Source organism: Pectobacterium punjabense (genome assembly GCF_012427845.1).
Lineage (GTDB): Bacteria > Pseudomonadota > Gammaproteobacteria > Enterobacterales > Enterobacteriaceae > Pectobacterium > Pectobacterium punjabense.
Map to the genome: position 1 here is coordinate 3,467,615 of NZ_CP038498.1, position 25,266 is coordinate 3,492,880.

At 50.9% G+C, this 25,266-nt stretch carries 22 protein-coding genes, 6 tRNA genes and 1 other RNA gene; 15 read left to right on the forward strand and 14 right to left on the reverse strand.

What is annotated here, in order from left to right; translation table 11 throughout:
* Window positions 1-181 precede the first annotated feature (181 nt).
* Window positions 182-1,783, forward strand: coding sequence for an L-aspartate oxidase (nadB, locus tag E2566_RS15715; protein WP_107170776.1), 1,602 nt, complete (start codon window positions 182-184; stop codon window positions 1,781-1,783).
* 42 nt (window positions 1,784-1,825) lie between these two features.
* On the opposite strand, the gene trmN is transcribed toward nadB, so the two are convergent.
* Window positions 1,826-2,572: a tRNA(1)(Val) (adenine(37)-N(6))-methyltransferase TrmN gene (gene trmN / locus E2566_RS15720; protein ID WP_107170777.1), complete on the reverse strand. Its 747-nt coding sequence runs from the start codon at window positions 2,570-2,572 to the stop codon at window positions 1,826-1,828.
* 134 nt (window positions 2,573-2,706) lie between these two features.
* Here trmN and srmB point away from each other — a divergent pair, with 134 nt between their 5' ends.
* Window positions 2,707-4,032, forward strand: coding sequence for an ATP-dependent RNA helicase SrmB (gene srmB / locus E2566_RS15725; RefSeq protein WP_107170778.1), 1,326 nt, complete (start codon window positions 2,707-2,709; stop codon window positions 4,030-4,032).
* Window positions 4,033-4,114: 82 nt separating this feature from the next.
* Here the strand turns inward: srmB and grcA are convergent, their stop codons facing one another.
* Complete coding sequence (gene grcA, locus E2566_RS15730) at window positions 4,115-4,498, reverse strand: autonomous glycyl radical cofactor GrcA (RefSeq protein ID WP_107170779.1); 384 nt, start codon at window positions 4,496-4,498, stop codon at window positions 4,115-4,117.
* Window positions 4,499-4,874: 376 nt separating this feature from the next.
* Here grcA and ung point away from each other — a divergent pair, with 376 nt between their 5' ends.
* On the forward strand, window positions 4,875-5,561 hold the full coding sequence (ung, locus tag E2566_RS15735) for a uracil-DNA glycosylase (protein ID WP_107170780.1): 687 nt from the start codon (window positions 4,875-4,877) through the stop codon (window positions 5,559-5,561).
* A gap of 189 nt (window positions 5,562-5,750) precedes the next feature.
* On the opposite strand, the gene E2566_RS15740 is transcribed toward ung, so the two are convergent.
* Window positions 5,751-5,826 (reverse strand) — tRNA-Ala (locus E2566_RS15740).
* Window positions 5,827-5,873: 47 nt separating this feature from the next.
* A tRNA-Ala gene (locus E2566_RS15745) sits at window positions 5,874-5,949 on the reverse strand.
* A 265-nt stretch (window positions 5,950-6,214) separates the two neighbouring features.
* Between E2566_RS15745 and E2566_RS15750 the strand changes: the two genes are divergently transcribed.
* A complete protein-coding gene (locus tag E2566_RS15750; RefSeq protein ID WP_240618662.1) occupies window positions 6,215-7,084 on the forward strand; it encodes an alpha/beta hydrolase in 870 nt (289 codons plus the stop codon).
* A gap of 76 nt (window positions 7,085-7,160) precedes the next feature.
* Here the strand turns inward: E2566_RS15750 and gltX are convergent, their stop codons facing one another.
* A complete protein-coding gene (gene gltX / locus E2566_RS15755; protein WP_107170783.1) occupies window positions 7,161-8,576 on the reverse strand; it encodes a glutamate--tRNA ligase in 1,416 nt (471 codons plus the stop codon).
* A gap of 290 nt (window positions 8,577-8,866) precedes the next feature.
* On the opposite strand from gltX, the gene E2566_RS15760 reads away from it, so the two are divergent.
* The 5 genes from E2566_RS15760 to E2566_RS15780 all read left to right on the forward strand — a co-directional run bounded on the left by E2566_RS15760 (window position 8,867) and on the right by E2566_RS15780 (window position 9,550).
* Window positions 8,867-8,942: transfer RNA gene (locus E2566_RS15760), tRNA-Val, on the forward strand.
* Window positions 8,943-9,000: 58 nt separating this feature from the next.
* A tRNA-Val gene (locus tag E2566_RS15765) sits at window positions 9,001-9,076 on the forward strand.
* A gap of 66 nt (window positions 9,077-9,142) precedes the next feature.
* Window positions 9,143-9,218: transfer RNA gene (locus tag E2566_RS15770), tRNA-Val, on the forward strand.
* A gap of 7 nt (window positions 9,219-9,225) precedes the next feature.
* Window positions 9,226-9,301, forward strand: a tRNA-Lys gene (locus E2566_RS15775).
* A gap of 120 nt (window positions 9,302-9,421) precedes the next feature.
* Window positions 9,422-9,550, forward strand: a non-coding RNA gene (locus E2566_RS15780) — RtT sRNA.
* Between the two features lie 149 nt (window positions 9,551-9,699).
* Here E2566_RS15780 and E2566_RS15785 read toward each other — a convergent pair.
* On the reverse strand, window positions 9,700-10,806 hold the full coding sequence (locus tag E2566_RS15785) for an NADH:flavin oxidoreductase (RefSeq protein ID WP_107170784.1): 1,107 nt from the start codon (window positions 10,804-10,806) through the stop codon (window positions 9,700-9,702).
* 187 nt (window positions 10,807-10,993) lie between these two features.
* Here E2566_RS15785 and E2566_RS15790 point away from each other — a divergent pair, with 187 nt between their 5' ends.
* The 3 genes from E2566_RS15790 to E2566_RS15800 all read left to right on the forward strand — a co-directional run bounded on the left by E2566_RS15790 (window position 10,994) and on the right by E2566_RS15800 (window position 13,591).
* Window positions 10,994-12,043 carry an aldo/keto reductase gene (locus tag E2566_RS15790; RefSeq protein WP_107170785.1) on the forward strand — a complete coding sequence of 350 codons (1,050 nt, stop codon included), beginning with the start codon at window positions 10,994-10,996 and terminating at the stop codon, window positions 12,041-12,043.
* 84 nt (window positions 12,044-12,127) lie between these two features.
* Window positions 12,128-12,709, forward strand: coding sequence for a TetR/AcrR family transcriptional regulator (locus tag E2566_RS15795; protein WP_107170786.1), 582 nt, complete (start codon window positions 12,128-12,130; stop codon window positions 12,707-12,709).
* A gap of 447 nt (window positions 12,710-13,156) precedes the next feature.
* Window positions 13,157-13,591 (forward strand): DoxX family protein, encoded by a 435-nt coding sequence (locus tag E2566_RS15800; protein ID WP_039352393.1) that lies wholly within the window; start codon window positions 13,157-13,159, stop codon window positions 13,589-13,591.
* A 79-nt stretch (window positions 13,592-13,670) separates the two neighbouring features.
* Here the strand turns inward: E2566_RS15800 and E2566_RS15805 are convergent, their stop codons facing one another.
* The 7 genes from E2566_RS15805 to dgt form a co-directional block, all read right to left on the reverse strand.
* Window positions 13,671-14,663 (reverse strand): sulfate/molybdate ABC transporter ATP-binding protein, encoded by a 993-nt coding sequence (locus E2566_RS15805; RefSeq protein WP_107168726.1) that lies wholly within the window; start codon window positions 14,661-14,663, stop codon window positions 13,671-13,673.
* On the reverse strand, window positions 14,653-15,534 hold the full coding sequence (gene cysW, locus E2566_RS15810) for a sulfate ABC transporter permease subunit CysW (RefSeq protein WP_107168727.1): 882 nt from the start codon (window positions 15,532-15,534) through the stop codon (window positions 14,653-14,655). Before cysW ends, E2566_RS15805 begins: the two co-directional genes overlap by 11 nt.
* 12 nt (window positions 15,535-15,546) lie before the next feature.
* Window positions 15,547-16,359 (reverse strand): sulfate ABC transporter permease subunit CysT, encoded by an 813-nt coding sequence (cysT, locus tag E2566_RS15815; protein ID WP_107168728.1) that lies wholly within the window; start codon window positions 16,357-16,359, stop codon window positions 15,547-15,549.
* A gap of 156 nt (window positions 16,360-16,515) precedes the next feature.
* Window positions 16,516-17,520: a sulfate ABC transporter substrate-binding protein gene (locus E2566_RS15820; RefSeq protein WP_370642206.1), complete on the reverse strand. Its 1,005-nt coding sequence runs from the start codon at window positions 17,518-17,520 to the stop codon at window positions 16,516-16,518.
* A 510-nt stretch (window positions 17,521-18,030) separates the two neighbouring features.
* Window positions 18,031-19,188: a CdaR family transcriptional regulator gene (locus E2566_RS15825; RefSeq protein WP_107168730.1), complete on the reverse strand. Its 1,158-nt coding sequence runs from the start codon at window positions 19,186-19,188 to the stop codon at window positions 18,031-18,033.
* Between the two features lie 232 nt (window positions 19,189-19,420).
* A complete protein-coding gene (degP, locus tag E2566_RS15830) occupies window positions 19,421-20,884 on the reverse strand; it encodes a serine endoprotease DegP (RefSeq protein ID WP_107168731.1) in 1,464 nt (487 codons plus the stop codon).
* A 189-nt stretch (window positions 20,885-21,073) separates the two neighbouring features.
* Window positions 21,074-22,585 (reverse strand): dGTPase, encoded by a 1,512-nt coding sequence (gene dgt / locus E2566_RS15835; RefSeq protein WP_107168732.1) that lies wholly within the window; start codon window positions 22,583-22,585, stop codon window positions 21,074-21,076.
* Between the two features lie 121 nt (window positions 22,586-22,706).
* Here dgt and mtnN point away from each other — a divergent pair, with 121 nt between their 5' ends.
* The 3 genes from mtnN to E2566_RS15850 all read left to right on the forward strand — a co-directional run bounded on the left by mtnN (window position 22,707) and on the right by E2566_RS15850 (window position 24,760).
* The gene (gene mtnN, locus E2566_RS15840; protein WP_107168733.1) at window positions 22,707-23,405 is read left to right on the forward strand and encodes a 5'-methylthioadenosine/S-adenosylhomocysteine nucleosidase; all 699 of its coding nucleotides are present in this window, start codon (window positions 22,707-22,709) and stop codon (window positions 23,403-23,405) included.
* 3 nt (window positions 23,406-23,408) lie between these two features.
* Window positions 23,409-24,248 (forward strand): vitamin B12 ABC transporter substrate-binding protein BtuF, encoded by an 840-nt coding sequence (gene btuF, locus E2566_RS15845; RefSeq protein ID WP_107168734.1) that lies wholly within the window; start codon window positions 23,409-23,411, stop codon window positions 24,246-24,248.
* Between the two features lie 233 nt (window positions 24,249-24,481).
* Window positions 24,482-24,760 carry a hypothetical protein gene (locus E2566_RS15850; RefSeq protein WP_107168735.1) on the forward strand — a complete coding sequence of 93 codons (279 nt, stop codon included), beginning with the start codon at window positions 24,482-24,484 and terminating at the stop codon, window positions 24,758-24,760.
* A gap of 143 nt (window positions 24,761-24,903) precedes the next feature.
* On the opposite strand, the gene erpA is transcribed toward E2566_RS15850, so the two are convergent.
* The gene (gene erpA / locus E2566_RS15855; RefSeq protein ID WP_005969047.1) at window positions 24,904-25,251 is read right to left on the reverse strand and encodes an iron-sulfur cluster insertion protein ErpA; all 348 of its coding nucleotides are present in this window, start codon (window positions 25,249-25,251) and stop codon (window positions 24,904-24,906) included.
* Window positions 25,252-25,266 lie beyond the last annotated feature (15 nt).

Below are 25,266 nucleotides of genomic sequence, written 5' to 3' on the forward strand. Positions count from 1 at the left end.
TCTGAGGCTTCTACGCTCTTGCGAGGATGATACGATAAATCCAGGGTATTCGCACGATTCACCCTATGACGTCATTCGCTTATTCTTTATAGCGTAGAGAAGAGGCTAAAAACCAATACAGCAACCGACCATTGGGTGCTACCATCAGATTTCCTCTTCTTTTTGCATCCACGACACAACCATGCAAACGACCACTGAATACGTCTGTGATGTTTTAATCATTGGCAGCGGCGCTGCCGGGCTTTCACTGGCATTGCGTCTGGCTTCTCAGGCCAACGTGACGGTATTAAGCAAAGGCCCGCTGAACGAAGGTGCGACATTTTATGCTCAGGGCGGCATCGCTGCTGTTTTCGATGAAGCCGATACCATTGATTCTCATATCGAAGATACCCTGATCGCCGGCGATGGCCTGTGTGAACGGGAAGCCGTTGAATTCATCGCCAGTAATGCTAAACACTGCGTGCAATGGCTGATCGAACAAGGCGTGCTATTTGATACCGAAACCAGCACCAGCGGCGAAGAACGATACCATCTCACGCGCGAGGGTGGCCATAGCCACCGCCGAATTCTACACGCCGCGGATGCAACCGGAAAAGAAGTAGAAAATACGCTGGTGCAAAAAGCGTTATCCCACCCGAATATTCGGATTATGGAACGCTGCAACGCCGTCGACTTAATTACCTCTAATAAGCTGGGTTTGCCCGGTACTCGCCGCATTGTTGGTGCTTATATCTGGAACCGTGAACGCGAACGCGTCGAATCCTGTCGGGCGAAAACGGTAGTTTTAGCGACGGGTGGCGCATCTAAGGTTTATCAATACACCACGAATCCCGATATTTCCTCCGGCGACGGTATCGCCATGGCCTGGCGTGCTGGTTGTCGCGTGGCAAACCTGGAGTTTAATCAGTTTCACCCAACCTGCCTGTTCCACCCACAGGCGCGAAACTTCCTGCTGACGGAGGCGTTGCGCGGTGAAGGCGCGTACCTTAAACGCCCCGACGGCACACGTTTTATGCCCGATTTCGATGCCAGAGACGAGTTGGCTCCGCGTGATGTGGTCGCCCGAGCGATCGACCATGAGATGAAACGGCTTGGTGCAGACTGCATGTATCTGGACATCAGCCACAAACCCGAAGCGTTCATCAAACAACACTTCCCCACTATTGATGAAAAATTACAGTCTCTTGGCATCGATCTGACGCGAGAAGCGATACCGATCGTACCGGCAGCACACTATACCTGCGGTGGTGTGATGGTCGACCAGCATGGACGTACCGACCTTGACGGTCTGTATGCGATTGGCGAAGTCAGCTATACCGGATTACACGGCGCAAACCGCATGGCGTCCAATTCACTGCTGGAATGTCTGGTTTATGGCTGGTCAGCCGCCGAGGATATTTTGCAACGATTGCCGCAAATCAAAGCGGTAAAAAAATTGCCGGATTGGGATGAAAGTCAGGTCGACAATTCCGACGAGCAGGTGGTGATCCAGCATAACTGGCACGAACTGCGTCTGTTTATGTGGGACTACGTTGGGATCGTGCGTACCACTAAACGGTTGGAACGGGCGCAACGCCGTATCCATCTGCTCCAGCAGGAAATCAACGAGTACTACGCCCACTTCCGTATTTCCAACAATCTGCTGGAACTGCGTAACCTGGTGCAGGTCGCCGAACTCATCGTCCGCTGTGCGCTGGAAAGAAAAGAAAGCCGTGGGCTGCATTACACGCTGGACTACCCAGAACAGTTCGAGGCACCGACACCAACCATTCTGGTGCCATAAGTCAGTTAGAAAAGGCAGACGCGGCGATAATGCGTCTGCCAGCTACATGAAAAGATAGAAATCTTTTGTCAGTTGCTGAAAATCGCTCGAATAACGCTTTGCTGCATCACGGATTACCAATGCGGAGTTCACACACGCCCGTTTCTGGCGAGACAGCGCCAGCAAAACGCGGTGCGCAGTTTTATCTTCCTGTTCCGATACGCGAAGCTGCTGATGAACAAACCAATGATGTTGCTGCGCCAGAGGAAGAAAATGCACCACAACCTGAACGGGCAACACCACGCAAAAAAGCCCTTCGGGCATCAGCAGTTGATGCGCGCAGTGCAATAGCGCTTCATGGGTTAACGAGGTGGTATAACGCGCCTGCTCACGCTCAACCGAACCACACGCGATCCCAGGCTGGAAATAAGGCGGATTACTGACAATCAACGAATAATCGGCGCATCGCATCGCGGCGAAATTCACGATATCCTCGGCATAGACCGCGATTCTGTCAGCCCATGGCGAGGCAACAACGTTGTCTTTCGCCTGCTGACTCGCAGCGCTATCCAGTTCGACGGCATCAATGAGAACATGTGGTTCAGAACGCTGTGCAAGCATCAGCGCGAGGAGGCCGGAACCGCTGCCGATATCCAGAATTCGCGTGGCAGAGGAAACCGGAGCCCAAGCTCCCAGCAAAATACCATCGGTTCCCACTTTCATTGCACAGCGATCGTGCGCCACAAAGAATTGCTTGAAGGTAAATCCATCCCGACGCAATGTCAGTTTATTATCAGCCTGATGACTCATGAAAATAAGATTCCAAACGCAAACCGCAGTAGCATAGGTGAAACATCAGCGCAGGAAAAGTGTCGATGTCTGCTTAAACAGGTGAAGAAATCGGCCAATCCGTCTATAATCGGCGCCCCAAATAGAGGTAGACCATGACTGTAACCAATTTCTCCGAGCTCGATCTTGATGAAAGCCTGTTAGACGCCCTGCGTGATATGGGTTATGAACGTCCGACTGCGATTCAAGCCGAGGCAATCCCTCCGGCAATGGAAGGCCGTGACGTGCTAGGCTCCGCGCCAACAGGAACAGGTAAAACCGCCGCCTATTTGCTGCCGGTTTTGCAGCATCTTATCGATTTTCCTCGTAAAAAATCAGGTCCACCTCGTATTCTGATCCTCACACCAACCCGTGAACTCGCCATGCAGGTAGCCGATCAGGCGCGTGCATTCGCGGCACATACGCATCTGGATATCGCCACGATCACTGGCGGCGTGGCCTATATGAACCACGCAGAAGTGTTCAGCGAAAATCAGGATATCGTCGTCGCGACGACTGGCCGTCTGCTGCAATACATCAAAGAAGAAAACTTCGATTGCCGCGCGGTAGAAACGCTGATTCTAGATGAAGCGGACAGAATGCTGGATATGGGCTTCGCCCAGGATATTGAACACATTGCTGGGGAAACCCGTTGGCGCAAGCAAACGCTACTGTTTTCTGCGACGCTGGAAGGGGATGCGATCAAGGATTTCGCCGAACGTCTGCTCAACGAACCCGTTGAAGTCGAATCCGATCCCTCTCGTCGGGAACGTAAAAAAATTCTGCAATGGTATTACCGCGCCGACGATCTCAAACACAAAACAGCCCTGCTCTGCCATCAGTTAAAACAGCCAGATGTTACGCGTTCTATCATCTTTGTACGTAAGCGTGAGCGAGTGCATGAGCTGGTAGCCTGGCTGCGTGAAGCTGGCATTAACTCGTGCTATCTCGAAGGCGAAATGGTGCAAGCTAAGCGTAACGAAGCGATCAAACGTATGAGTGACGGCCGGGTTAACGTGCTGGTGGCAACAGATATCGCAGCGCGTGGTATTGATATTAATGATGTCAGCCACGTATTTAACTTCGACTTACCGCGCACCGCAGATACTTACCTTCACCGCATCGGCCGCACCGGTCGCGCGGGTCGCAAAGGCTGTGCCATCTCTTTCGTTGAAGCGCACGATCATCTGCTACTGGGAAAAATCAGCCGTTACCTGAATGAGCCGCTAAAACCACGCATCATTGAGGAACTCCGCCCAGAAACCAAAGCGCCAAGCGCCAAAACGACGGGCAAACCGTCGAAAAAAGTGCTCGCTAAGCGGAAAGAGAAAAAAGAGAAGGAAAAAGAAAAAGTTAAAGTGAAAGTTCGCGATCGCGATAGTAAAAACATTGGTAAGCGTCGTCAACCCACGCAGAAAACCAGTGAGCCGACCAGCGAATAAAACCGTTGCTGTAAACACAATAAAAACACAGATGTAAAAAAGGGAGCTTCGGCTCCCTTCTTGTTAAGGCTTCAGTAACAACTTACAGGCTGGCGGTAAAAGTACGAGCGATAACGTCGCGCTGTTGTTCCGGCGTCAGTGAGTTGAAACGAACAGCGTAGCCAGATACGCGGATAGTCAACTGCGGATAGTTTTCCGGGTGCTTAACAGCATCTTCCAGCGTCTCACGGCGCAGGACGTTTACGTTCAGGTGTTGACCACCTTCCACACGTACTTCAGGTTTGATTTCCAGTGGAATTTCACGATACTCGATCTGACCCAGATCGCTCACTGGAACGATTTGATCTTCGCTATAAACTGATTTCGCACATACGCAACGTGCCTGTGATTTTTCTTCGTCCAGCAACCAGAAAGAATTGATCAGCGCGCTGTCGTTAGCCTTGGTGATTTGAATACCAGTAACCATAATTGCCTCCGTAAAACGGCGTGTTATTGTCTTAGTTAAAAACTAACTGAGTTAAAATCGCTATCGGCAGAAAAATGCCAAATTTCGTAACGATCGTATAAAACTGTTTGCCTCTGCCCTCTTATATACCAGCCTGATAGCCAGACATCTTTGACTTAAATCAATTTTAAAACCCTGCAATCCCACTACGTGAAGGCAATTTATTGTTTTATATCAATTTTACAAAAGCACTCAATTGCAAATATTTTTGTAAATTTTCAATTTTTTTTCAAAAAACCCTCTTTAATCCCGACAATCGTGGTTACGGTTTTACCTGAGCACGATAGATCGGTAAGCTACCCACAACACCATTCAACCTGTAAAAAAAGAGTGCATGATGGCGACCTCTCTCACCTGGCATGACGTGCTGGCACAAGAAAAGCAGCAGCCTTACTTCATCAATACCCTTGAATTTGTTGGGAAAGAACGAGCAGCGGGTAAGACGATCTATCCCCCTCAGAAAGATGTTTTCAACGCGTTCCGTTTTACCGAACTGCATCAGGTCAAAGTCGTCATTCTGGGACAAGATCCCTATCACGGCCCGAATCAGGCACACGGACTGTCATTTTCTGTACGTCCGGGTGTCCCCGCTCCGCCTTCCCTGGGCAATATTTATAAAGAGCTGGCAAACGACATCCCTGGGTTTGAAATTCCACGACACGGTTTTCTGCAAAGCTGGGCGGAACAAGGCGTTTTACTGCTAAACACCGTATTAACGGTTGAGGCCGGGCAAGCGCACTCGCATGCCAATCTGGGCTGGGAAACCTTTACCGATCGCGTCATTGCCGCATTGAATGAACAGCGGGAAGGCCTGGTCTTTCTCTTGTGGGGTTCACATGCACAGAAAAAAGGCAACATCATTGACCAGAAGCGCCACCATATTCTGAAATCACCGCACCCTTCTCCACTGTCTGCACATCGTGGATTTCTGGGCTGTAAACATTTTTCGCAGGCCAATCAGCTTCTGGAACAGCAAGGATTATCGCCAATAGATTGGATGCCAAGGCTTCCGGAAGAGATCTAAGTGCAACAGTTTGGTTGCTTTCAAAGAATGGGGGCAACCAACTATCCTTTACAAAGAACCGTTTATAAAGAAGCATTTATAAAAAATCGTTAACAAGAAGTCGCTTACAAGCGTATTAAGCCAATGAAAAACATTGATTGAATGTGGATAAATCGAAAGGAATAAATAATAGGAAGTAATGCGATGATTTGGTGGAGCTAAGCGGGATCGAACCGCTGACCTCTTGCATGCCATGCAAGCGCTCTCCCAGCTGAGCTATAGCCCCACAACGTGTGGAATGTTCACGATAATCAACCAAACAGAGGGAGTGTTTGGTGGAGCTAAGCGGGATCGAACCGCTGACCTCTTGCATGCCATGCAAGCGCTCTCCCAGCTGAGCTATAGCCCCGTATCTTACAGCATCACCGTGAAAGCAAGTACTGTGCGAACGCGTCGCATAATATGAAACCCGATTCGCAGTGTCAACGGCTAAATCCGCTTATCCGATTAACCGCTGAAAAAGACGCCAAAGGTAAGAAAAAACAGGCGGCAATTTCGGTGTCATATCATCATAAGTACAATAAAAAGCTGCCAACGATAACGCGATTTATTATCATCAATTTACGTTACGCTTCTGTCTTCTATTAAGCACTCCGCACATGCGCTATTTTTCTATGATTGTATTTTCTCTGATGGTATCTGTGTCTGGCATGTTGCCCGTTCGGGCGCAGCCAACCATTCCCGATATTACCGAACAAGCAAAAGCCCAATTTGAAATCAGGCACGTTGAGATGCAAAGTGGCGAACAACATGCTTATCGACTTTTCATCGCGCTTCCCCGTCAACCCGTGCCAGAAGGCGGCTATCCGGTGCTGTACATGTTGGACGGTAATGCCCAGTTTCCGGTTGCCGTAAACAGTTACAACGCGAAAAATGGCGTGGCACCGCTGATTGTCGCTGTCGGTTATCCGATCGATAAACCTTACGATGTTCCCGCCCGCACGCGTGACTACACGCCGCCAACAACGATTACCGACCCAGATTTTGCCGCGGGCGGCGAAGCTGAGGCGTTTTATCAATTCCTGCAATCCACGGTAAAACCCTGGGTTGAAGCGAACTACGCCGTGAATAAGCAAAAACAAACGCTGGCCGGGCACTCTTTCGGTGGCCTGTTTACGCTCTATACGCTTTTTAACCACACCGAATCTTTCCAGCGTTATATCGCTGCGAGCCCATCTATCTGGTGGGGAAACGGTGTTGTGATTCCGGTAAGAACGCCGCTGCTCGCTACACCGCCGCTGTCGATTACTGTCACAGCTGGAGAAAATGAGGATGAACCTGTCAAAACTCAGGCAGGTAAAGCCGTTGATGAAAAGCGGGCGGAACGGCTCAGCCAAAGAAAAATGGTGGAAAGAGCAAAAACGCTGGTCGCACAACTCAACGAACAGGGCACAAAAACCGACTTTATTCTGTTCCCTGGCAAAGGACACGGCGACGTCATCCCGGATGCCATAGGCAAAGCGGTCACTATCGCCGGTCAATAATCATTATTTGATGTCATAAAAAACCCCGACATTTTGCCGGGGTCTGTTCTATATAACGCTATTCACGCAATAGCGATTACTGCTGGGCTTCACGCTCCGCGATAAACACCAGTGCTTTATCAATACGCGCCAGCGAACGCTGTTGGCCGATCGCCTGTACAGTCACATCAACACCCGGAGACTGGCCAGCGCCCGTTACCGCAACACGCAATGGCATACCGACTTTCCCCATCCCCTGACCCAGCTCATCTGCCGTGCCCTGAATAGCGTGATGGATGTTCTCCGCTGTCCAATCGCTAATTGCCGCCAGCTTCTCACGAACCAGCTCAAGCGGCTGACGGGCGACCGGGCGCAAGTGTTTCTTCGCAGCATCGGCATCAAACTCAGCAAAATCTTCATAGAAATAACGGCAAGAGTCCGCCATCTCTTTCAGCGTCTTACAACGTTCGCCCAGCAAGCCAATCAGTTCACTCAACTGCGGCCCGGTGCGCGTATCAATACCCGCTTGCTCAATATGCCATGACAAGTGCGTTGCCACGTATTCTGCTGGCAGATGGTTAATATAGTGGTGGTTCAACCATTGCAGCTTTTCAGTATTAAAAGCGCTTGCCGATTTGTTGACGGCATCCAGTGAGAACAGAGACTTCATCTCATCAATGGAGAAGATTTCCTGATCGCCAGATGACCAGCCTAAACGCACCAGATAGTTCAACAGAGCTTCCGGCAGATAGCCGTCATCGCGGTATTGCATCACACCGACTGCGCCATGACGTTTGGACAATTTCTTACCGTCGTCACCCAGAATCATCGACACATGCGCATATTCCGGCACCGGTGCACCCAGCGCTTTCAGGATGTTGATCTGACGCGGCGTATTGTTGATATGGTCTTCACCACGAATGACGTGTGTAATTTCCATATCCCAGTCATCGATAACAACACAGAAGTTATAAGTCGGTGAACCGTCAGTGCGGCGAATAATCAGGTCATCGAGTTCCTGGTTGCTGAATTCGATCGGCCCACGAATACGGTCATTAAAGATAACCGAACCGTCTTGTGGGTTAAGGAAACGTACAACATGTGGCTCATTATCAGCATGATGTTCGTGAGAACCACGGCAACAGCCGTCGTAACGTGGCTTATCACCCTTTTCCATCTGCTGCTCGCGTAGTGCTTCCAAACGCTCTTTAGAACAGTAGCACTTATAGGCCGTGCCGTTTTCCAGCATCTGATCAATAACGGCGTTGTAGCGGTCAAAACGTTTAGTCTGGTAGTACGGGCCTTCATCCCAGTTCAGGCTCAGCCAGTTCATACCATCCATAATGGCATCAATCGCGTCCTGAGTTGAACGCTCCAAATCGGTATCTTCAATACGCAGCACGAACTCGCCGTCCTGATGACGGGCAAACAGCCAAGAGTAAAGTGCGGTACGAGCGCCACCGACATGAAGATAGCCAGTAGGACTAGGGGCGAAACGGGTTTTGATTTTCATTTGGGATTACAGCCTTATTACGCAACGGCTGTCGGCAATACCGACATCAGCTCAGAGAACAAAAGTGGGCAACATTCTATCACTCTGCTTCGATTCCTCAACGCCGTAACATGCCGCACACGCTTTTATTCTGGTAGAAATGACCAGATACCTCGCTGAATTGCGCAAGGATGCAGCACCAGCGGCGATAAATACGACGCCTTGCCTAATTTTGCAACGAACAATCATTTTAGTTTTAAAAAGCGTTGACTCATATTCAAGTATCCCTATAATGCGACTCCACACAGCGGGGGTGATTAGCTCAGCTGGGAGAGCACCTCCCTTACAAGGAGGGGGTCGGCGGTTCGATCCCGTCATCACCCACCACTCTTTACTAGAATTAAGTAAGAGTCGCTCGCTGTGTAGAGTAAGAAGATTTGAGATTGGGTGATTAGCTCAGCTGGGAGAGCACCTCCCTTACAAGGAGGGGGTCGGCGGTTCGATCCCGTCATCACCCACCAATCTCTACCAGCTGGTCTTCTTATTAGAAGTTGAAGTAACACAAGAAGTAAATGTAGTACAGAAGTGGGTGATTAGCTCAGCTGGGAGAGCACCTCCCTTACAAGGAGGGGGTCGGCGGTTCGATCCCGTCATCACCCACCACTTCTGCGGGTCGTTAGCTCAGTCGGTAGAGCAGTTGACTTTTAATCAATTGGTCGCAGGTTCGAATCCTGCACGACCCACCACTTCCGCAAAGTGAATCCTCTCTGAAGTAAATCCACCAAATACTATATTATTATACGTGTCGTGTAGGTGAGACAAAATCATTAAAAATGGTTTTGAACAACGCTTGCGTTGGCCCTGCAAGGGTGAGCCTTAGAATAAGGCGAATAACCTGCGCTCAGGTTTGAGCCGAGCGAAGCGAGACAGCAACGCGCCAGCGTTGACCCCGAAGGGGCGAGGCCAAAGGCCGAGTCATCCTGCACGACCCACCACTTCCGCAAAGTGAATCCTCTCTGAAGTAAATCCACCCAATGCTATCTACTGCACATATCGTGTAGGTGAGAGCCGTTGTCAGTTTCACATTAATATTCCTAAACTTCGATGAAGTACCACAGCGTTGCTCAACTGCGGCACCTAACTATCATGCCAGTACGGCTAAATCCGCTGCATCAAAACCGCGCAACTTATCAGTCTGTCCTGCACGTACTTTTTGTACCCATTGCGCATCAGAGAGCAGAACTCGGCCGACCGCGATCAAATCAAATTCTTCTCGCTCCATGCGCGCATACAGATTGTCTAGCGCTGCCGTACCGGAACCCTCGCCACCAAACGCCGCAAAGAAATCCGAGCTCAGCCCTACCGAGCCAACGCTGATTGTCGCCGCACCTGTCAGCTTCTTCGCCCAACCGGCGAAGTTCAACCCTTCAGCCCCGTCAATTTCGGGGAATTCCGGCTCCCAGAAACGACGCTGGGAACAGTGGAGAACATCCACACCCGCCTCAACCAGCGGTGCCAACCAGTCCATCATCTCCTGTGGGGAAGTGGCAAGCCGTGCGCGGTAATCCTGCTGTTTCCACTGACTCACGCGCAGGATCAGCGGGAAATCGTCACCAATAGCGGCTCGGACCGCGCGAATAATCTCTGCGGCAAAGTGAGAACGCTCACGGATCGTTGCTCCGCCGAAAACATCTGTACGCTTATTCGTACCCGGCCAGAAGAATTGATCGATCAGATAGCCATGCGCGCCATGCAACTCCAGCGTGTCAAACCCCAACCGTTTGGCGTCGACTGCTGCGCGGGCGAAAGCCGCTACGGTATCGGCAATAGCTTCTTCCGTCATCACCACACCACGGGGCTCATCCGGCCCAACCAGTCCCGATGGGCTTTCAACAGGGGCATCCGGTTCCCAGCCACGACCGTGCGTTGACCCCGTATGCCAAATTTGTGGGCCAATACGACCACCAGCGGCATGAACCGCTTTAGCCACCGCATCCCAGCCTGCTAGCGCTGCCTCACCGTGGAAAAATGGTATTCCTGGCATATTGCGCGAAGCGGGACGATCGACCACCGTCCCCTCTGTAAGAATCAGTCCTACGCCGCCTTCGGCACGGCGTCGGTAATATTCCGCATTCGCCAGACCGGGAACCCCCTCTTCTGCCATACCTCGTGTCATGGGTGCCATAACGATGCGATTGGGAAGGGTCAACCCTTTCACCGTGAAGGGACTAAATAGAATATCGTCAGACATGGATATTTCCTTTTAAGGTTTAACGCCATAGCGGCGTTGAACATGGATTAAAAACGCAATTCATGCAGTTAAGCAACCCCTGTTAGCATCGTCTCTTGTAAAGAGAATGCCACCCTGCTTGCACTTATAAATGATGTATGACATATATAATAAATGTCAATCAACATTTAAATATGGAATGAACAGTATGAAATACTCGACGTTTGGGCGGAATACGGGTTTACGCGTTTCAGAGCTGGCTCTCGGAACAGGAAATTTTGGCACAGGTTGGGGGTATGGTTCAGAAAAAGAGCAGGCTAAACAGGTGTTTGATCGTTATGCCAACGCTGGCGGTAACTTCATCGACACGGCAGATGCTTACCAGTTAGGCCAATCTGAGCAGATGGTCGGAGAATTCATTGCCTCAGAACGCGATCATTTTGTCGTGGCGACGAAATACACCTTAAGTGCCATGCTGGATGCCGGAATTTCCCAAACAGGCAATAGCCGCAAGAACATGATTTCATCGGTAGAAAACAGCCTGAAGAGACTAAAAACCGATCGTGTTGATCTGTTGTGGGCGCACTTTGATGATCGGCTAACCCCGCTTGAAGAGATTGTTCGCGCTTTCGACGATCTCATTCGAGCAGGGAAAATCCAATACGCAGGCTTCTCTAATTTCCCAGCCTGGCGTATTGCCCGAGCGGACACCATGGCGGAACTGCGCGGCTGGTCACGCATTGCCGGTATTCAGGTGGAATATAGCCTGGTACAGCGCACCGCAGAACGAGAACTACTGCCGATGGCTGAAGCAATGGGGCTGGCTGCAACGCTTTGGTCTCCGCTGGGTGGCGGTTTGCTGACGGGAAAATACCGTCAAAGTAAAGAAGGTCGACTGATCGGTTTTGGCGGAAGATTACTACACACAGAGCAAGATACGACCTTGCTGGATGAGGTATTTCGCGTGGCAAACGATTTGAACGTCATGCCAATACAGATTGCTATCGCCTGGCTGCGGCATAAGTCCGCCCGTTCCAGCACCAGTTTGATCCCCATTCTGGGTTCGCGCACGCTGGCACAGTTGGACGACGCGCTACTCGCATTAAATGTAACGCTAAGTGAAGATCAAATAGCACGGCTGGATGAAGTCAGTGCTATTTCTCTGGGAACGCCACACGAGCAGATTGCAGGAACATTGCCACGGGCTCAGGGAAGCGACAGCGCCCATATCATTACGCCATGGCCACCACGAGCCTGATCTGGCTATTGATGAAAGGCATCATCTATTGAGTCTGATTTTTTCATACTCTAAGATGATGCCTGACAAAGAAAGGAGAACAACATGGCCCGTGTATCAAAACAGCAGATGGAGCGTAACCGAGAGGAAATTATCCAGGTTTCTTCACAGCTCTTTCGCGAACGGGGCCTGAATGGCGTCAGCGTGAACGATTTGATGGCTGCGGCCGGGTTAACCCACGGCGGCTTTTATGGTCATTTTGCCTCAAAAGATGAGCTCGCTGCCATCGCCAGCCGAAAAGCGCTTGAGGATTCCCATGCGCGCTGGCAGGAAATAAGCCAGCACGCCGATCAACATGATCTACAAACGATGGTCGAACACTATCTTTCCCCCGACCACCGTGACAGCGCTAAAAATGGCTGCGCAATCACCGCATTAGCCAGCGATGTCGCCAGAGAAGGTGAAGATAAGCCGGTACGCGAGGTTTATCTCAGCGGCGTCAGAGCCATGCTGGACAGGCTGGAAGCCCTCTCTACGATAGAAGATAAAGAACAGCGCAGGCTGCATGCTCTGGCGCAATTCGCACTGCTATCCGGCGCGCTGACGCTGGCTCGTGCAACGGCTGGCGATGCCTTATCAGATGACTTTCTCAGCGCTGCGAAAAAGGTGCTGCTTGGCGAAGCATAGGCATATTATGAAAAGGGGCCTACCGCAACCGTGATAAGCCCCAACCGCGCTTCCCATCAAAAATATCCCCTTTATACCCTAAATAATTCGAGTTTCAGGAAGGCGGCAAGAGAAGGAATCCCGATGAGCTTACTCAGGTAAGTGATTCGGGTGACTGAACGCAGCCAACGCACATGCAACTTGAAGTATGACGGGTATATACAGGCTATCCCCTGCCCTTCCACCGTTCAGGTCACCGGATCTTCTCATAACATAGTGTTATTGCGTTATTCTCATCCATCATTAGACCACCACAATTGCAGTGCTATGCTTTTCGTGTTGACACGCTTCACCTAATTTTTTGACAGAAAATATCAAATTTATTTGTTTTCTATTCAGGCGCTAAATCGACGACACTGCCGCCTTATCTCCAATAGCACTTTTCGCTAACTCATGAGGTTGTCTAGTATGATTTCTCAGTTGAATCAGTGGTTCACGCGTTTAACCGATCATCCCGATGCAGGTAAACTTTTACTGCGTTTAACCGTGGGTATTCTGCTGCTGTTTCACGGCGTAGCAAAAATTGAGCACGGTGTGGGTTGGATTGTACAGATGCTGCAAGGCGCTGGCCTGCCAGGTTTTATCGCTTACGGCGTCTACGTAGGCGAAGTCGTTGCGCCAATTCTGATTATTCTGGGCGTGTTTACCCGTATTTCTGGCCTGATTGCTGCGTTGACGCTGGTTGTCGCTACGCTGATGGTGGGTACCGGTAAATTCTTCACCCTAACCGAAGTCGGTGCATGGGCACTGGAAGTCGAAGCGCTCTATTTCTTTGCTGGCATTATCATCATGCTGGTTGGCAGCGGTCGTTACTCTGTCGCCTCTAACCCTGCTTATCGTTAATTCTTGCAGCCACAAGCATTAATAGCAAAAACAAAAAACCCGCAAATTTGCGGGTTTTTTGTTGTCTGCAACATACAAATCAGATTTCCCAATCGTGATTATAGCGCTTGGGCTTGAACTGAATCACATCGCCTTTCTGCAACCCTTCCAGGCTCACATCGTCTTTTGCAACTTCGGCTTCAATCAGCTCAGACTGCTCACCCAATTTCAACGACAGACGAGTCAAAGCGCCCAGCGGACGAATATCGCGTACGGTCACCGCCTGATAGCCATCTTGTGCCTGAACGGACAACGACACTTCATGCGGACGGAACAGAATGGTTTCTTCCGTTTGCGCGACTTTCAACCGATTACTGTCGCCAAGGAAATGATAAACAAACTCGCTGGCTGGATTGTTATACACCTCTGCCGGTGTACCGATTTGTTCAATCACGCCTTTGTTCATCAGCACGATACGGTCAGCGACTTCCATCGCCTCTTCCTGATCGTGCGTTACAAATACCGATGTCAGATCGATATCTTCATGCAGCTGAGATAGCCAGCGACGCAACTCTTTACGCACCTTGGCATCCAGCGCGCCAAAAGGTTCATCCAGCAGCAAAATGCTCGGTTCGACGATCAATGCACGTGCCAGCGCAATACGCTGACGCTGGCCGCCGGAAAGCTGTTCAGGATAGCGATCCCCCAGCCAGTCCAACTGCACCAAATTCAGCAATTCATGCACTTTCTTTTCGATCTCGCTTTTCGACAGGCGGATATTCTTCGGCTTCATTCGCAGCCCAAACGCGACATTATCGAACACCGTCATGTGGCGAAACAGCGCATAGTGCTGGAAGACAAACCCGACGTTACGTTTACGCACATCGTGGACGGACACGTCCTGACCGTGGAAAATGATACTGCCGCTATCCGGCTGTTCCAGCCCGGCGATGATACGCAGCAGCGTCGTCTTACCACAGCCAGATGGCCCCAGCAGCGCCACCAGTTCACCGCTGTGGATCGATAAATTAATCTCGTTCAGCGCCCGAAACTGGCCAAATTGTTTATTAATATTGCGAATCTCAATGCTCATTTTTGGCCAACTCCTGTTGTTTCTGTATTTGCTTCGTCAACCGACCTTCACTCCATTGGCGCAGTAACAGCACCACCAGCGACATCAGCAGCAGCAGAATCGCCACGCTGAAGGCAGCAACGATGTTGTACTCGTTATAAAGAATTTCGATATGCAGCGGCAGTGTATTAGTCAGGCCACGAATATGGCCGGAAATGACGGAAACGGCGCCAAACTCCCCCATAGCACGTGCGGTACACAGCACCACACCGTAGATTAGCGCCCACTTCACGTTTGGCAGCGTGATGTGCCAGAACATTTGCCAGCCGTTCGCCCCCAGCAGTCGCGCCGCTTCTTCTTCCTGCGACCCTTGTTCTTCCATCAGCGGAATCAGTTCACGGGCAACATAAGGTAATGTGACAAAAATCGTCGCCAGTACAATACCCGGCACGGCGTAAACAATTTGCAGATCGTGTTCGAGCAGGAAAGGATAGATTTTGCTTTGCGCCCCAAACAGCAGCACATACACCAGCCCGGCAACAACAGGGGAAACAGAAAAGGGCAAGTCGATCAGCGCCAGCAGGAAGCTCTTACCACGAAATTCGAATTTCGTCACACACCACGCCGTCGCCAGCCCAAACACGACGTTTAACGGCACAGAAATGACGGTTGCGAGTAACGTCAGCTTAAGCGCAGAGATCGCATCCGGCTCGCTAATCGCGTCCCAAAATGCGCCAACGCCTTTATCCAGCCCCTGAGTCACCACCATCATCAACGGCAGAACCAAAATCAGGAAAAAGACGACCCACGCCAGTGAGACCAGAATGTAATAGGCTGCGGGCTGTTTTTTTCTTTTAGCTGCGCTGGCCTGAGAGGAAATAACCTGTTCCATGACGACCAGCCCTTACAGTTTCGGTTGAATGCGGCGCTGCAACACGTTAATCAGCAGCAGCATGATGAAAGAGACCAGCAGCATGAATACCCCGATCCCGGTTGCTCCCTTGTAGTCATACTGATCGAGCTTAGAGACGATCAGCAACGGCAGGATCTCGGTTTTAAACGGAATATTTCCCGCAATAAACACCACTGAACCATATTCCCCCACACCGCGGGCAAAGGCTAAAGCAAAACCCGTCAGCCACGCCGGTAACAACGCAGGAAGTAATACATGGCGGAAAACCTGAAGCGGTCGCGCACCAAGACAGGCTGCGGCCTCTTCCACTTCTTTAGGAATATCGGCCAACACCGGCTGTAGCGTTCTGACCACGAAAGGCAGCGTGACGAAAATAAGCGCCAGCGTGATACCAATACCGGTATAGGCAATCTTGAACGGAAACAGAGAACCAATCAGGCCATTCGGTGCATACAATGCCGTCAGTGCAATCCCCGCTACGGCGGTTGGCAGCGCGAAAGGCATGTCGATCATGGCATCGATCACCTTACGGCCAGGAAAGGTATAACGCACGAGCACCCACGCCAGCAGCGTCCCGAGAATACCGTTAATAAAAGCCGCAGCCAGTGCAGTGCCAAACGAAAGCCGCAGGGAAAACAAGACCTGGCGGCTGGTGATCAAATCCCAAAACTGGCCGAACGTTAGTTGGCTGGCATACAAAAACATCGCAGCCAACGGAATAAGAACTATTAATCCTAAATAGCTCAGGCTAAACCCTAACGTTAGCCCGAAACCGGGAATCACTGAGGAAGAACGCTGTGACATACCGTGCCTTTAATTTTCATACTCACTACTCAGCCAACAACTGCTTGCCGACACGCGCTACCTGACAAAACGTTTCAGGCGGCAGTTTCCCTGCCCTTTTTAACCTGAAAAAAGCCGCTACGGTAATAGCGGCCTTGATCCGTCAGACGTTAAAAATTACTTATTGATCTCTTTAAAGATTTTGTCGAACACGCCACCATCGTTAAAGAATTTATCCTGTGCTGATGTCCAACCACCGAAATCCTTATCAATCGTGACCAAACTCACTGGTGCAAACTGATCTTTGAACTCTTCGGCAATCTTGGCGTTACGTGGACGGTAGAAGTTTTTGCCAATAATACGCTGTGCTTCATCGCTATAGAGGTATTGCAGATAAGCCTCAGCTTGTTTCTGGGTCCCTTTACGTTCAACCACTTTATCGACGACGGCAACTGGCGGTTCAGCCAGAATCGACAGAGACGGAGTGACGATTTCAAGCTGATCGCCGCCCTGCTCTTTCAGAGAGAGATAAGCTTCGTTTTCCCATGCCAGCAATACATCGCCCAACTGACGCTGTACAAAACTGATGGTCGCACCACGTGCACCGGTATCCAGTACAGGAGCATGGCGATACAGCTCTGTGACAAATTTCAGTGCGGTTTCATCATTGCCGCCTGGCTGCGCCTTGGCATAGGCCCATGCAGCCAGGAAGTTCCAACGTGCGCCACCGGAGGTTTTCGGGTTTGGCGTGATCACTTCAACGCCCGGTTTCACCAGATCGTTCCAGTCTTTGATTTGCTTCGGATTACCTTTGCGCACCAGGAAAACGATAGTGGAAGTATAAGGGGTGCTGTTGTCAGGCAGACGCGCCTGCCATTTAGGATCGATTAGCGGTTGATTCAGGTTGAGCGCATCAATATCACCGGCCAGCGCCAGCGTCACCACGTCGGCCTGCAAACCGTCAATAACCGAACGCGCCTGTTTTCCAGAGCCACCGTGCGAGTTTTTGATGGTGATATCTTCACCCGTGGTCGCTTTCCAATGCTTAATAAACGCCGCATTGTATTGCTGATACAGCTCACGCGTCGGATCGTAGGACACGTTTAATAATTCGGTAGCCGCCGAGGCCACACCGGAAAACAACAGTGCTGCCGTAGCAACAGATAACCCCAGACGACGTATTGACATTCTTATCACTCCCTAACCTTAATGCTTGAAAGTATTTAGATGAATGTGGCCGACTGACGCCTTTTGTACGGCGATACCCTAAATAATTCGAGCGGCAAGAAGGCGGCGACACTACGCCCCCAGGAGCTTACATCAGTAAGTGACTGGGGTAAGCGAGGACAAATCGGCTAGCCGATTTGAACGCCGCTTGCGGCGGCCCGCGAGGGCGAGGCTCAAACTGAGCCGAGTATTACCAACGCACATGCAGCTTGAAATATGACGGGTATGTCAGGCTGACAACATGGAAGTGACAATAGTGGATATAAGGAAGGGGCAAAAATATTGTTTCGCGATAATTTATGCTATCGCGTTATATTGTTAATGGTTATGTCATAGTTTTCAGTCTAAGCAATTTTGTTGCCGCTGACACCTTCTAAGACCGCGTCGGAAATATACCTGATGCCGTGCGGCATCAGGTATATATGGCGGAAGGTCGGTTTAAGTAAAGGCGGGTGTCTTTCTGTCCTACTCTTCTTCATCCAGCTGTAAAGCAACGTAGAGCAGCAGACGGTCGTCAAAATTCCCCAGATCTAATCCCGTGAGTTCAGAGATACGATTAAGACGGTATTCCAGCGTATTACGGTGGATAAACAGTGCTTTCGCCGTCGCGCCGGGTTGAACGTTGTTGCGAAACCAGGCTCCCAGCGTTCGGCGCAGCAGACCATTACCGTCCATTGCCTTAAGCTTCGAGAGCGGACGCACCAGCTCGTTTGCCTGCCAGCCGCCGCGCAGGCTATCCAACAGCACAGGCAACATCAGATCTTGATAGTAATAACAGCGTTGGGCGGGCATACGCTGCTTCCCGACGCTCATGGTCGTGCGCGCCGTACGGTAAGAACGCGCGATACTGCCGGGGCCGGAAAAATAGTTCCCTAGCGCCAGCCGCACCCGCAGCCGACTACTTTCCGCCATACGCGACATCAACGTGTCTACGCGACGCCGATGCTCTTCCGCATCCCAGCGCCCATGGCTGTTCAGCGCCGGTTTTAGCACCACCATTTCCGTTAGAGAAACAATCGCGATCAGATTGTCACGCTCCGGCGTGGTCAACAGCGTCTGTAACTGCTGTAGCTCTGCCATTGCCGAGTCTACGCCAAGTTGCCCACTGTCCACTTCGATCACCGCGGCGACGCGAGGTTTATTCAGATCGATGCCTAAACGCTGCGCCCATTCCATGAGCGCGGGAGACAGGTCGTCGGTACGGATCAGGTTCAACACCAGTTCTTCACGCAGACGACTATCCTGCGCCAGCATATGCAGCAGCCTCGCCTGTTCCAGCATCATTTCCGCTGTCATGCAGACGAGCTCGCCATATTGTCGCAGCTGGCTGGGATTTCCCGTCAAGCCGATAACGCCAACGATCTCACCATCAATACGCAAGGGTAAATTAATACCCGGACGCACGCCGTGCAGGTGGCGCGCCACGGCCTCATCAATATCAACAACCCGTCCCTGCGAGAGCGCCAACAGCGCCCCTTCGTGCAATTCCCCCAATCGTTCCTGATCGCCACTGCCGATAATTTTACCGCGAGCATCCATCACGTTGATATTGCTATCAATGATCTGCATGGTTCGCGCGACAATATCCTGTGCCATCTTGGCATTGAGATGATACGACGCCATTTTTACCTCTGAGAGGAACATTGACAATTGCACCAGCATACCGCCACGCGATGCGCCACACATTGTGCAAATTAACAAAGAAACGGGAATTAGGTTAAATCTGTGGGAGAACTCACAAAAGCGCTTTCATGGAGAAACGAGAAATCGCTGGGCACCGAAGTGCCCAGCCAGACAATCACCGTAATACCTTGTCTTAAAAGGCAATTACTTTATTACACGTTGTACAACTCAATTACTGAGCCAGCAGATAAATCGAACTGTCGCCGCGTCGTACATTCAAGGCTAATACCGCCGGTTTGCTGTCCAGAATTTTACGCAGTTCACCAATATTCTGTACTGCCTGCTGGTTAACACCGAGAATGATGTCGTCCTTCTTCAGACCGATTTTAGCCGCAGCAGAACCGGGTTTGACGTTATCTACTTTAACGCCTTTTTCGCCATCCACCTGAGTATTGCTCAGCTCCGCACCTTCAATACCGGAATAGAGATTACCGGAAGCTACCTGAGCCTGATTACTTTGTTGCAGCGTCACCTCGACGGTCAGCGGTTTACCTTCACGCAGCAGCCCAAGCGCCACTTTGCTGCCCACCGGCAACGAACCAACCTGAGCACGCAATGCGGAGAAGCTGCTAACCGCTTTACCATTCAGCGTAACGATCACATCACCAGCCTTGATGCCCGCCACATCTGCCGCCGATTTCGGCCGCACTTGACTCACAAACGCGCCGCGCTGCGCATCCACTTTCATCGCCTGTGCCAGCTCGGAATTCAATTCCGTTCCGGTAATGCCCAGCTCGCCGCGTTTCACTTCACCAAATTCGACAATCTGTGCGACGACACTTTTCACCATATTGCTAGGAATAGCGAAGCCAATCCCGATATTACCGCCACCTGGGGCAAGGATCGCGGTATTCAGCCCAATCAGCTCACCATTCAGGTTCACCAGCGCACCGCCAGAATTCCCACGGTTGATCGCCGCATCGGTCTGAATAAAGTTCTCGTAATTTTCAATATTCAAGCCGCTGCGCCCCAGCGCGGACACAATACCTGATGTCGCCGTTTCTCCCAGACCATATGGATTACCAATCGCGACCGTGTAATCACCAACTCGTAACTGATCGGAGTCCGCAACCTGAATCGCCGTCAGGTTTTTAAAGTCTTTCAACTGTACCAGCGCGATATCTGAACGCGGGTCTTTACCTAACACTTTACCGTCATACTTGCGACCGTCGCTGAGTCGAATCTGAATCTTATCGGCGTTATCCACCACATGGCTGTTGGTCACCACATAGCCTTTTTCCGCATTAATCACGACGCCCGCGCCCAACGCCTGGAAGTTTTCCTGTTTTGGTTGCGGTTGACCGTCGTCATCGTCACCCTCTCCCTGACACATCGGCGATGACTGGAACGGCGATCCTTCCTGACAGAAAGGCGAGTTTTCACCAAAAAATGGCTGAAGCTGCGGCGGAATATTTTCTTTGCCTACATTATTCTCTCTCCCCTGATCGGTGGTATGTCCTTCCACGTAGATACTCACGACGGAAGGCATAACCTTTTCCAGCATAGGAGCCAGGCTGGGTAATTGACCCGATGACGCAGCAGATGCCGCTGACTCAGCCGCATTCGCCGTAGTTGAACCCATCGCCATCGCCAGACTTAACGCCAACGCACTCAGGACCAGTGATTTTTTTTTCATAGGAGTCTATCTCATAGTAATCAACACGCGAGTCTTACGGCCCGTGTACCCGACACCGGGTACACTCAGTGGTCGTGCTGTATGAGATAAATATGGACCAACAAGGTTCCCGAGGGGAAGATCGTGAAGCGTAAGGAAATATTGAACGGCTTTACAAAACTCGCGATTTCCATTGCCGTCTGTTCATCGCTAATCTGCCGCCATCAGTTTGCGGTATTCGTCGTAGGCGTACAAATCTGTCATACCGCTGATGTAATCCTGAATCAGACGGGCTCGATAGTAATACTCACGGACAATTTGCTCGCTTTCGGGTAAGCCTTCCAACTCGGCAACGGCTTCACAATAGGCTAAGCAATACTTTCTGGATAGCTTGTGGTAAAGCCGCGTTTCAATCGGATAACGCTTGTGTGTATCCTCACGAACGAGCTGACTGAAATCCTGATAGGGCATCTCAAGCAGCGGGCTATAAATATCCAGCAGGCCGCGAATCACGCGATCCCCCTGTAGCTCCAGTTGTTCAACCTCATGATGATTAAAAACGTGCTTTAAAGCGACGTGTTTGAAAATGCCGAGCAGGCGGTTCTGCGGGCTGTCGTCCTCAAGCAACGCCTGATTAAACGATCCGGCATAGACTTCTGGCAGGTTATCGATAAAACGCTTCGCGGCATGGGGCACCATCTGCTGCACGGTATTAACGCGAAGATTCATAAAGAACTGGTCGTCGTGACTGCGCCATTTTAAACGCTCACGCTCTTTGTAGGCATGTTCAATCGTTTTGGCGAAAATGTCTTTCTCCGTTCCTTCTCCCCAATTTTCACGCAACAGATCGTACAGTTCTTCAATCGTGAGAATCTCTTTCTCAACGGCATCTTCCAGATCCGCGATACAGTAGGAAACGTCATCGGCCGCTTCCATAATGTAGCTCAGCGGATGGCGATGAAACTCCCCCATATCCAGCTCTTCACGCAGTTTGGCGACAAACGCTTCTTCTGCCAGATAGTAGCCCGGCTTCTTCATCAAATAGTGGTAATCCGCTGGCAGCTCGCCGTGCCAATACGCGGGACGGGTATATTTCAAAATACAGGCTACCTGCCCGTAGGTCAGGTTGAGCTTCAGCAATGTGTGTACCAGCCGGATCGCCTGTGCGTTACCTTCAAAGTGGCTTAGATCCTGACGGATCTGCCCACGCAATTCGTCCAGCCCATCCTGCTGCATCCGCAGCACAGACACGTTACAGTCATCGACACGTTCCGGAGATTCACTGTCCAGATAATGGCTATCCAGCAATTTTCTGAACCATTGGTTAATCGCGGATTCACCAAAATGACCAAAAGGCGGATTGCCGATGTCGTGCATCAGGCATGCCATTTCAACCAGGCTTTCAAACGGCGTTTGTCTGTCGGCCAGCCCGAGCGATGCCAGTCGGCCATCAGTTTGCAGGCGGTGCAAAATCTCTTTTGCGATGTAGCGACCAACCTGCTGCACTTCCATCGAATGGGTTAAGCGGGAACGGACGGCTGCGTTACGTTCCAGCGGAAAGACCTGGGTTTTTTGCTGTAAGCGGCGGATGGCAGCGGAGTTAATAATACGACCCCGATCGCTCTCAAACTGGCGCACAATCGTATATTCATCCTCAGCCGTTTTAGGCCGGCTGAAATGGCGCTGAAAGCTCATTTTTTTGGCGAAATCGATACCAGACATACGCTTCTCCCCGTCATCCCGCTACAGCAAAATAATGCACACTCCATCTCATCCCGCTAGCCATGATAGACTAACCCCAGCTACACGCCTTCCATTTATAACAGAATTTGCGGGGAACCTTATGAAAGTCGGTATTATCGGTGCGATGGAACAAGAAGTAACGCTGCTGCGCGATCGGATTGAAAACCGTCAAACCTTTCAGCGTGCGGGTTGCGAAATCTACACCGGACACATCAACGGCGTAGACGTCGCACTGCTGAAATCCGGTATTGGGAAAGTCTCCGCTGCACTCGGCACCACGCTGCTGCTGGAACACAGCAAGCCGGACGTGGTGATTAACACCGGTTCAGCAGGCGGGCTGGCACCCACACTGAATGTCGGCGATATCGTCGTTTCTGATGAAGTGCGTTACCACGATGCTGACGTCACGGCCTTTGGCTATGAACCCGGCCAGATGGCGGGCTGCCCTGCCGCTTTCCCTGCTGATGAAAAACTCATCGCACTGGCGCAGGAAGCGATTACCGATTTACAGCTGAATGCCGTGCGCGGCCTGGTTGTCAGCGGCGATGCCTTCATTAACGGCGCAGAGCCATTAGCCCGCATCCGCACCACCTTCCCGCAGGCCATTGCCGTGGAAATGGAAGCCACCGCGATCGCCCATGTCTGCCATCAGTTTGCCGTCCCGTTTGTGGTGGTTCGCGCGATTTCTGATGTGGCCGATAAAGCCTCACACCTGAGTTTTGATGAGTTCCTGAGCGTTGCCGCACAGCAATCAACGCGAATGGTAGAAGTGATTCTGGCCAAGTTAGCTGCTCGCTAATCGATGACCTTCAGGCTCCTTTGCTGGCTGATCGGGCTGCTGCTTTGCAGCACCGCTTATGCTATTCCCCAGCGTGTCATCAGTCTCGCACCACACGCAACCGAGATGGCCTACGCGGCAGGCATGGGCGAACAGCTGGTTGCGGTCAGCGCCTGGTCAGATTACCCGCCGGAAGCGAAAAAACTGGAACAGGTCGCCTCCTGGCAGGGCATCAATTTGGAGCGCATCCTCGCACTCAAGCCCGACCTGATTCTAGCCTGGCGCGAGGGCAACCCACAGCGCCCGCTGGAACAGCTCGCCAACTTCTCGATTCCCATCGTTTATCTGGATGCGAAAACGCTGGACGATATCCCGATGTCATTGCGACAGTTGGCAACCTATAGCCGCGCCCCTGAGCAAGCCGAACGGGCTGCGGTAAATTTTCAGCAGCAAATAGGCAAGTTACAGCGCGCGGGTGAGAAGCATAAGGCGACACACACCGATCCGTTGCGGGTATTCATTCAATTCGGCACTCAACCGCTGTTTACCTCTTCGGAAGCGACGCTGCAAAGCCAGATCGTTTCACTATGTGGCGCAGAAAATATCTTTGCCGACAGCCCCGTGCCTTGGCCGCAGGTCAGTCGTGAACAGGTATTAAGGCGGCAACCACAGGCCATTATTGTCAGTGGTACACCAGATAAAATTGCCAGCGTTCAGGCATTTTGGCAGCCACAGCTCGCAGTCCCGGTGATTACCGTCAATGAAGACTGGTTTAGCCGCAGCGGCCCTCGGTTGCTATTGGCAGCACAGCAAATTTGTTCTCAATTAGCTGAATTAAGACTGGCATCCTCGCCAATAAAATGATCACCAATTAACACAATAAAATCATCTCGATAACAATAGCTTCATTAGTATACAAGTTGTAACACTAGCAGGCTTTTATTTCGCCAATATTTGCCGATAATCTGAGCGTAAGAGTGGAGTCATAGACATCAATAAAAGGTGTTGATTACCACTCGGCGATAAAGCCAAAGCAATATGCAGTAAATAAAAATTTTGAACCGATATCGGTTCCTTTACACCAGGTAGCTTTAAACATGAAAAGTGCGTTGCTTTACGCGGGCCTATTGATGGCGGCCTGTAGCACGGCATATGCAGGGAGTCAGGGCGGGCAAATTAATGCCCAATTGACGATATTACCGTCGTGTGGCGTCACGCCGCAATCCGGTCAATATCAAATGAACTGTAACGTAGCGTCTGTACCTCAACCTAAAATTACTGAGTCACGTATTCAGATCGATCAGGCAAAATTTTCGACCTCCGCGACAAAAACGACGCAGGGTACGGAAACACGTTTGATTACGGTCGAATGGTAACCACGGTAAAACACGGAGCGTATTTTTTTAACGCTTCTGTGAAAGGCTTATTGTCTGCTATAAAAAATGTCTGCTATAAAAAAACCGTGTCTCAATAAGACACGGTTTTTATTTTTTCGTCGGTGAATAACCGCAATACGCAATCAGACGCTGAAAGAGGAACCACAGCCGCAGGTAGATTTCGCATTCGGATTCGTCACGATGAAGCGAGAACCTTCCAATCCTTCTGTATAATCGACCGCACCACCCACCAGATATTGCAGGCTCATCGGGTCAACCACCAGCGCCACGCCCTGTTTCTCAATGGTCATGTCGCCGTCGTTGATTTGATCATCAAAGGTAAAACCATACTGGAAACCGCTACAGCCGCCGCCCGTGATATATACGCGCAGTTTCAGCTCTGGGTTTTCTTCATCAGCAATCAGGTTTTTCACCTTACTTGCCGCCGCATCGGTAAATTGCAGAGGCAGTGCTGCTATATCGTCGCTCATATTTTTACTCCCAAC

Coding starts and splice junctions, on each gene's coding strand:
- nadB (WP_107170776.1), top strand. CDS start 182: ATGCAAACGACCACTGAATACGTCTGTGATGTTTTAATCATTGGCAGC.
- trmN (WP_107170777.1), bottom strand. CDS start 2,572: ATGAGTCATCAGGCTGATAATAAACTGACATTGCGTCGGGATGGATTT.
- srmB (WP_107170778.1), top strand. CDS start 2,707: ATGACTGTAACCAATTTCTCCGAGCTCGATCTTGATGAAAGCCTGTTA.
- grcA (WP_107170779.1), bottom strand. CDS start 4,498: ATGGTTACTGGTATTCAAATCACCAAGGCTAACGACAGCGCGCTGATC.
- ung (WP_107170780.1), top strand. CDS start 4,875: ATGGCGACCTCTCTCACCTGGCATGACGTGCTGGCACAAGAAAAGCAG.
- E2566_RS15750 (WP_240618662.1), top strand. CDS start 6,215: ATGATTGTATTTTCTCTGATGGTATCTGTGTCTGGCATGTTGCCCGTT.
- gltX (WP_107170783.1), bottom strand. CDS start 8,576: ATGAAAATCAAAACCCGTTTCGCCCCTAGTCCTACTGGCTATCTTCAT.
- E2566_RS15785 (WP_107170784.1), bottom strand. CDS start 10,806: ATGTCTGACGATATTCTATTTAGTCCCTTCACGGTGAAAGGGTTGACC.
- E2566_RS15790 (WP_107170785.1), top strand. CDS start 10,994: ATGAAATACTCGACGTTTGGGCGGAATACGGGTTTACGCGTTTCAGAG.
- E2566_RS15795 (WP_107170786.1), top strand. CDS start 12,128: ATGGCCCGTGTATCAAAACAGCAGATGGAGCGTAACCGAGAGGAAATT.
- E2566_RS15800 (WP_039352393.1), top strand. CDS start 13,157: ATGATTTCTCAGTTGAATCAGTGGTTCACGCGTTTAACCGATCATCCC.
- E2566_RS15805 (WP_107168726.1), bottom strand. CDS start 14,663: ATGAGCATTGAGATTCGCAATATTAATAAACAATTTGGCCAGTTTCGG.
- cysW (WP_107168727.1), bottom strand. CDS start 15,534: ATGGAACAGGTTATTTCCTCTCAGGCCAGCGCAGCTAAAAGAAAAAAA.
- cysT (WP_107168728.1), bottom strand. CDS start 16,359: ATGTCACAGCGTTCTTCCTCAGTGATTCCCGGTTTCGGGCTAACGTTA.
- E2566_RS15825 (WP_107168730.1), bottom strand. CDS start 19,188: ATGGCGTCGTATCATCTCAATGCCAAGATGGCACAGGATATTGTCGCG.
- degP (WP_107168731.1), bottom strand. CDS start 20,884: ATGAAAAAAAAATCACTGGTCCTGAGTGCGTTGGCGTTAAGTCTGGCG.
- dgt (WP_107168732.1), bottom strand. CDS start 22,585: ATGTCTGGTATCGATTTCGCCAAAAAAATGAGCTTTCAGCGCCATTTC.
- mtnN (WP_107168733.1), top strand. CDS start 22,707: ATGAAAGTCGGTATTATCGGTGCGATGGAACAAGAAGTAACGCTGCTG.
- btuF (WP_107168734.1), top strand. CDS start 23,409: ATGACCTTCAGGCTCCTTTGCTGGCTGATCGGGCTGCTGCTTTGCAGC.
- E2566_RS15850 (WP_107168735.1), top strand. CDS start 24,482: ATGAAAAGTGCGTTGCTTTACGCGGGCCTATTGATGGCGGCCTGTAGC.
- erpA (WP_005969047.1), bottom strand. CDS start 25,251: ATGAGCGACGATATAGCAGCACTGCCTCTGCAATTTACCGATGCGGCG.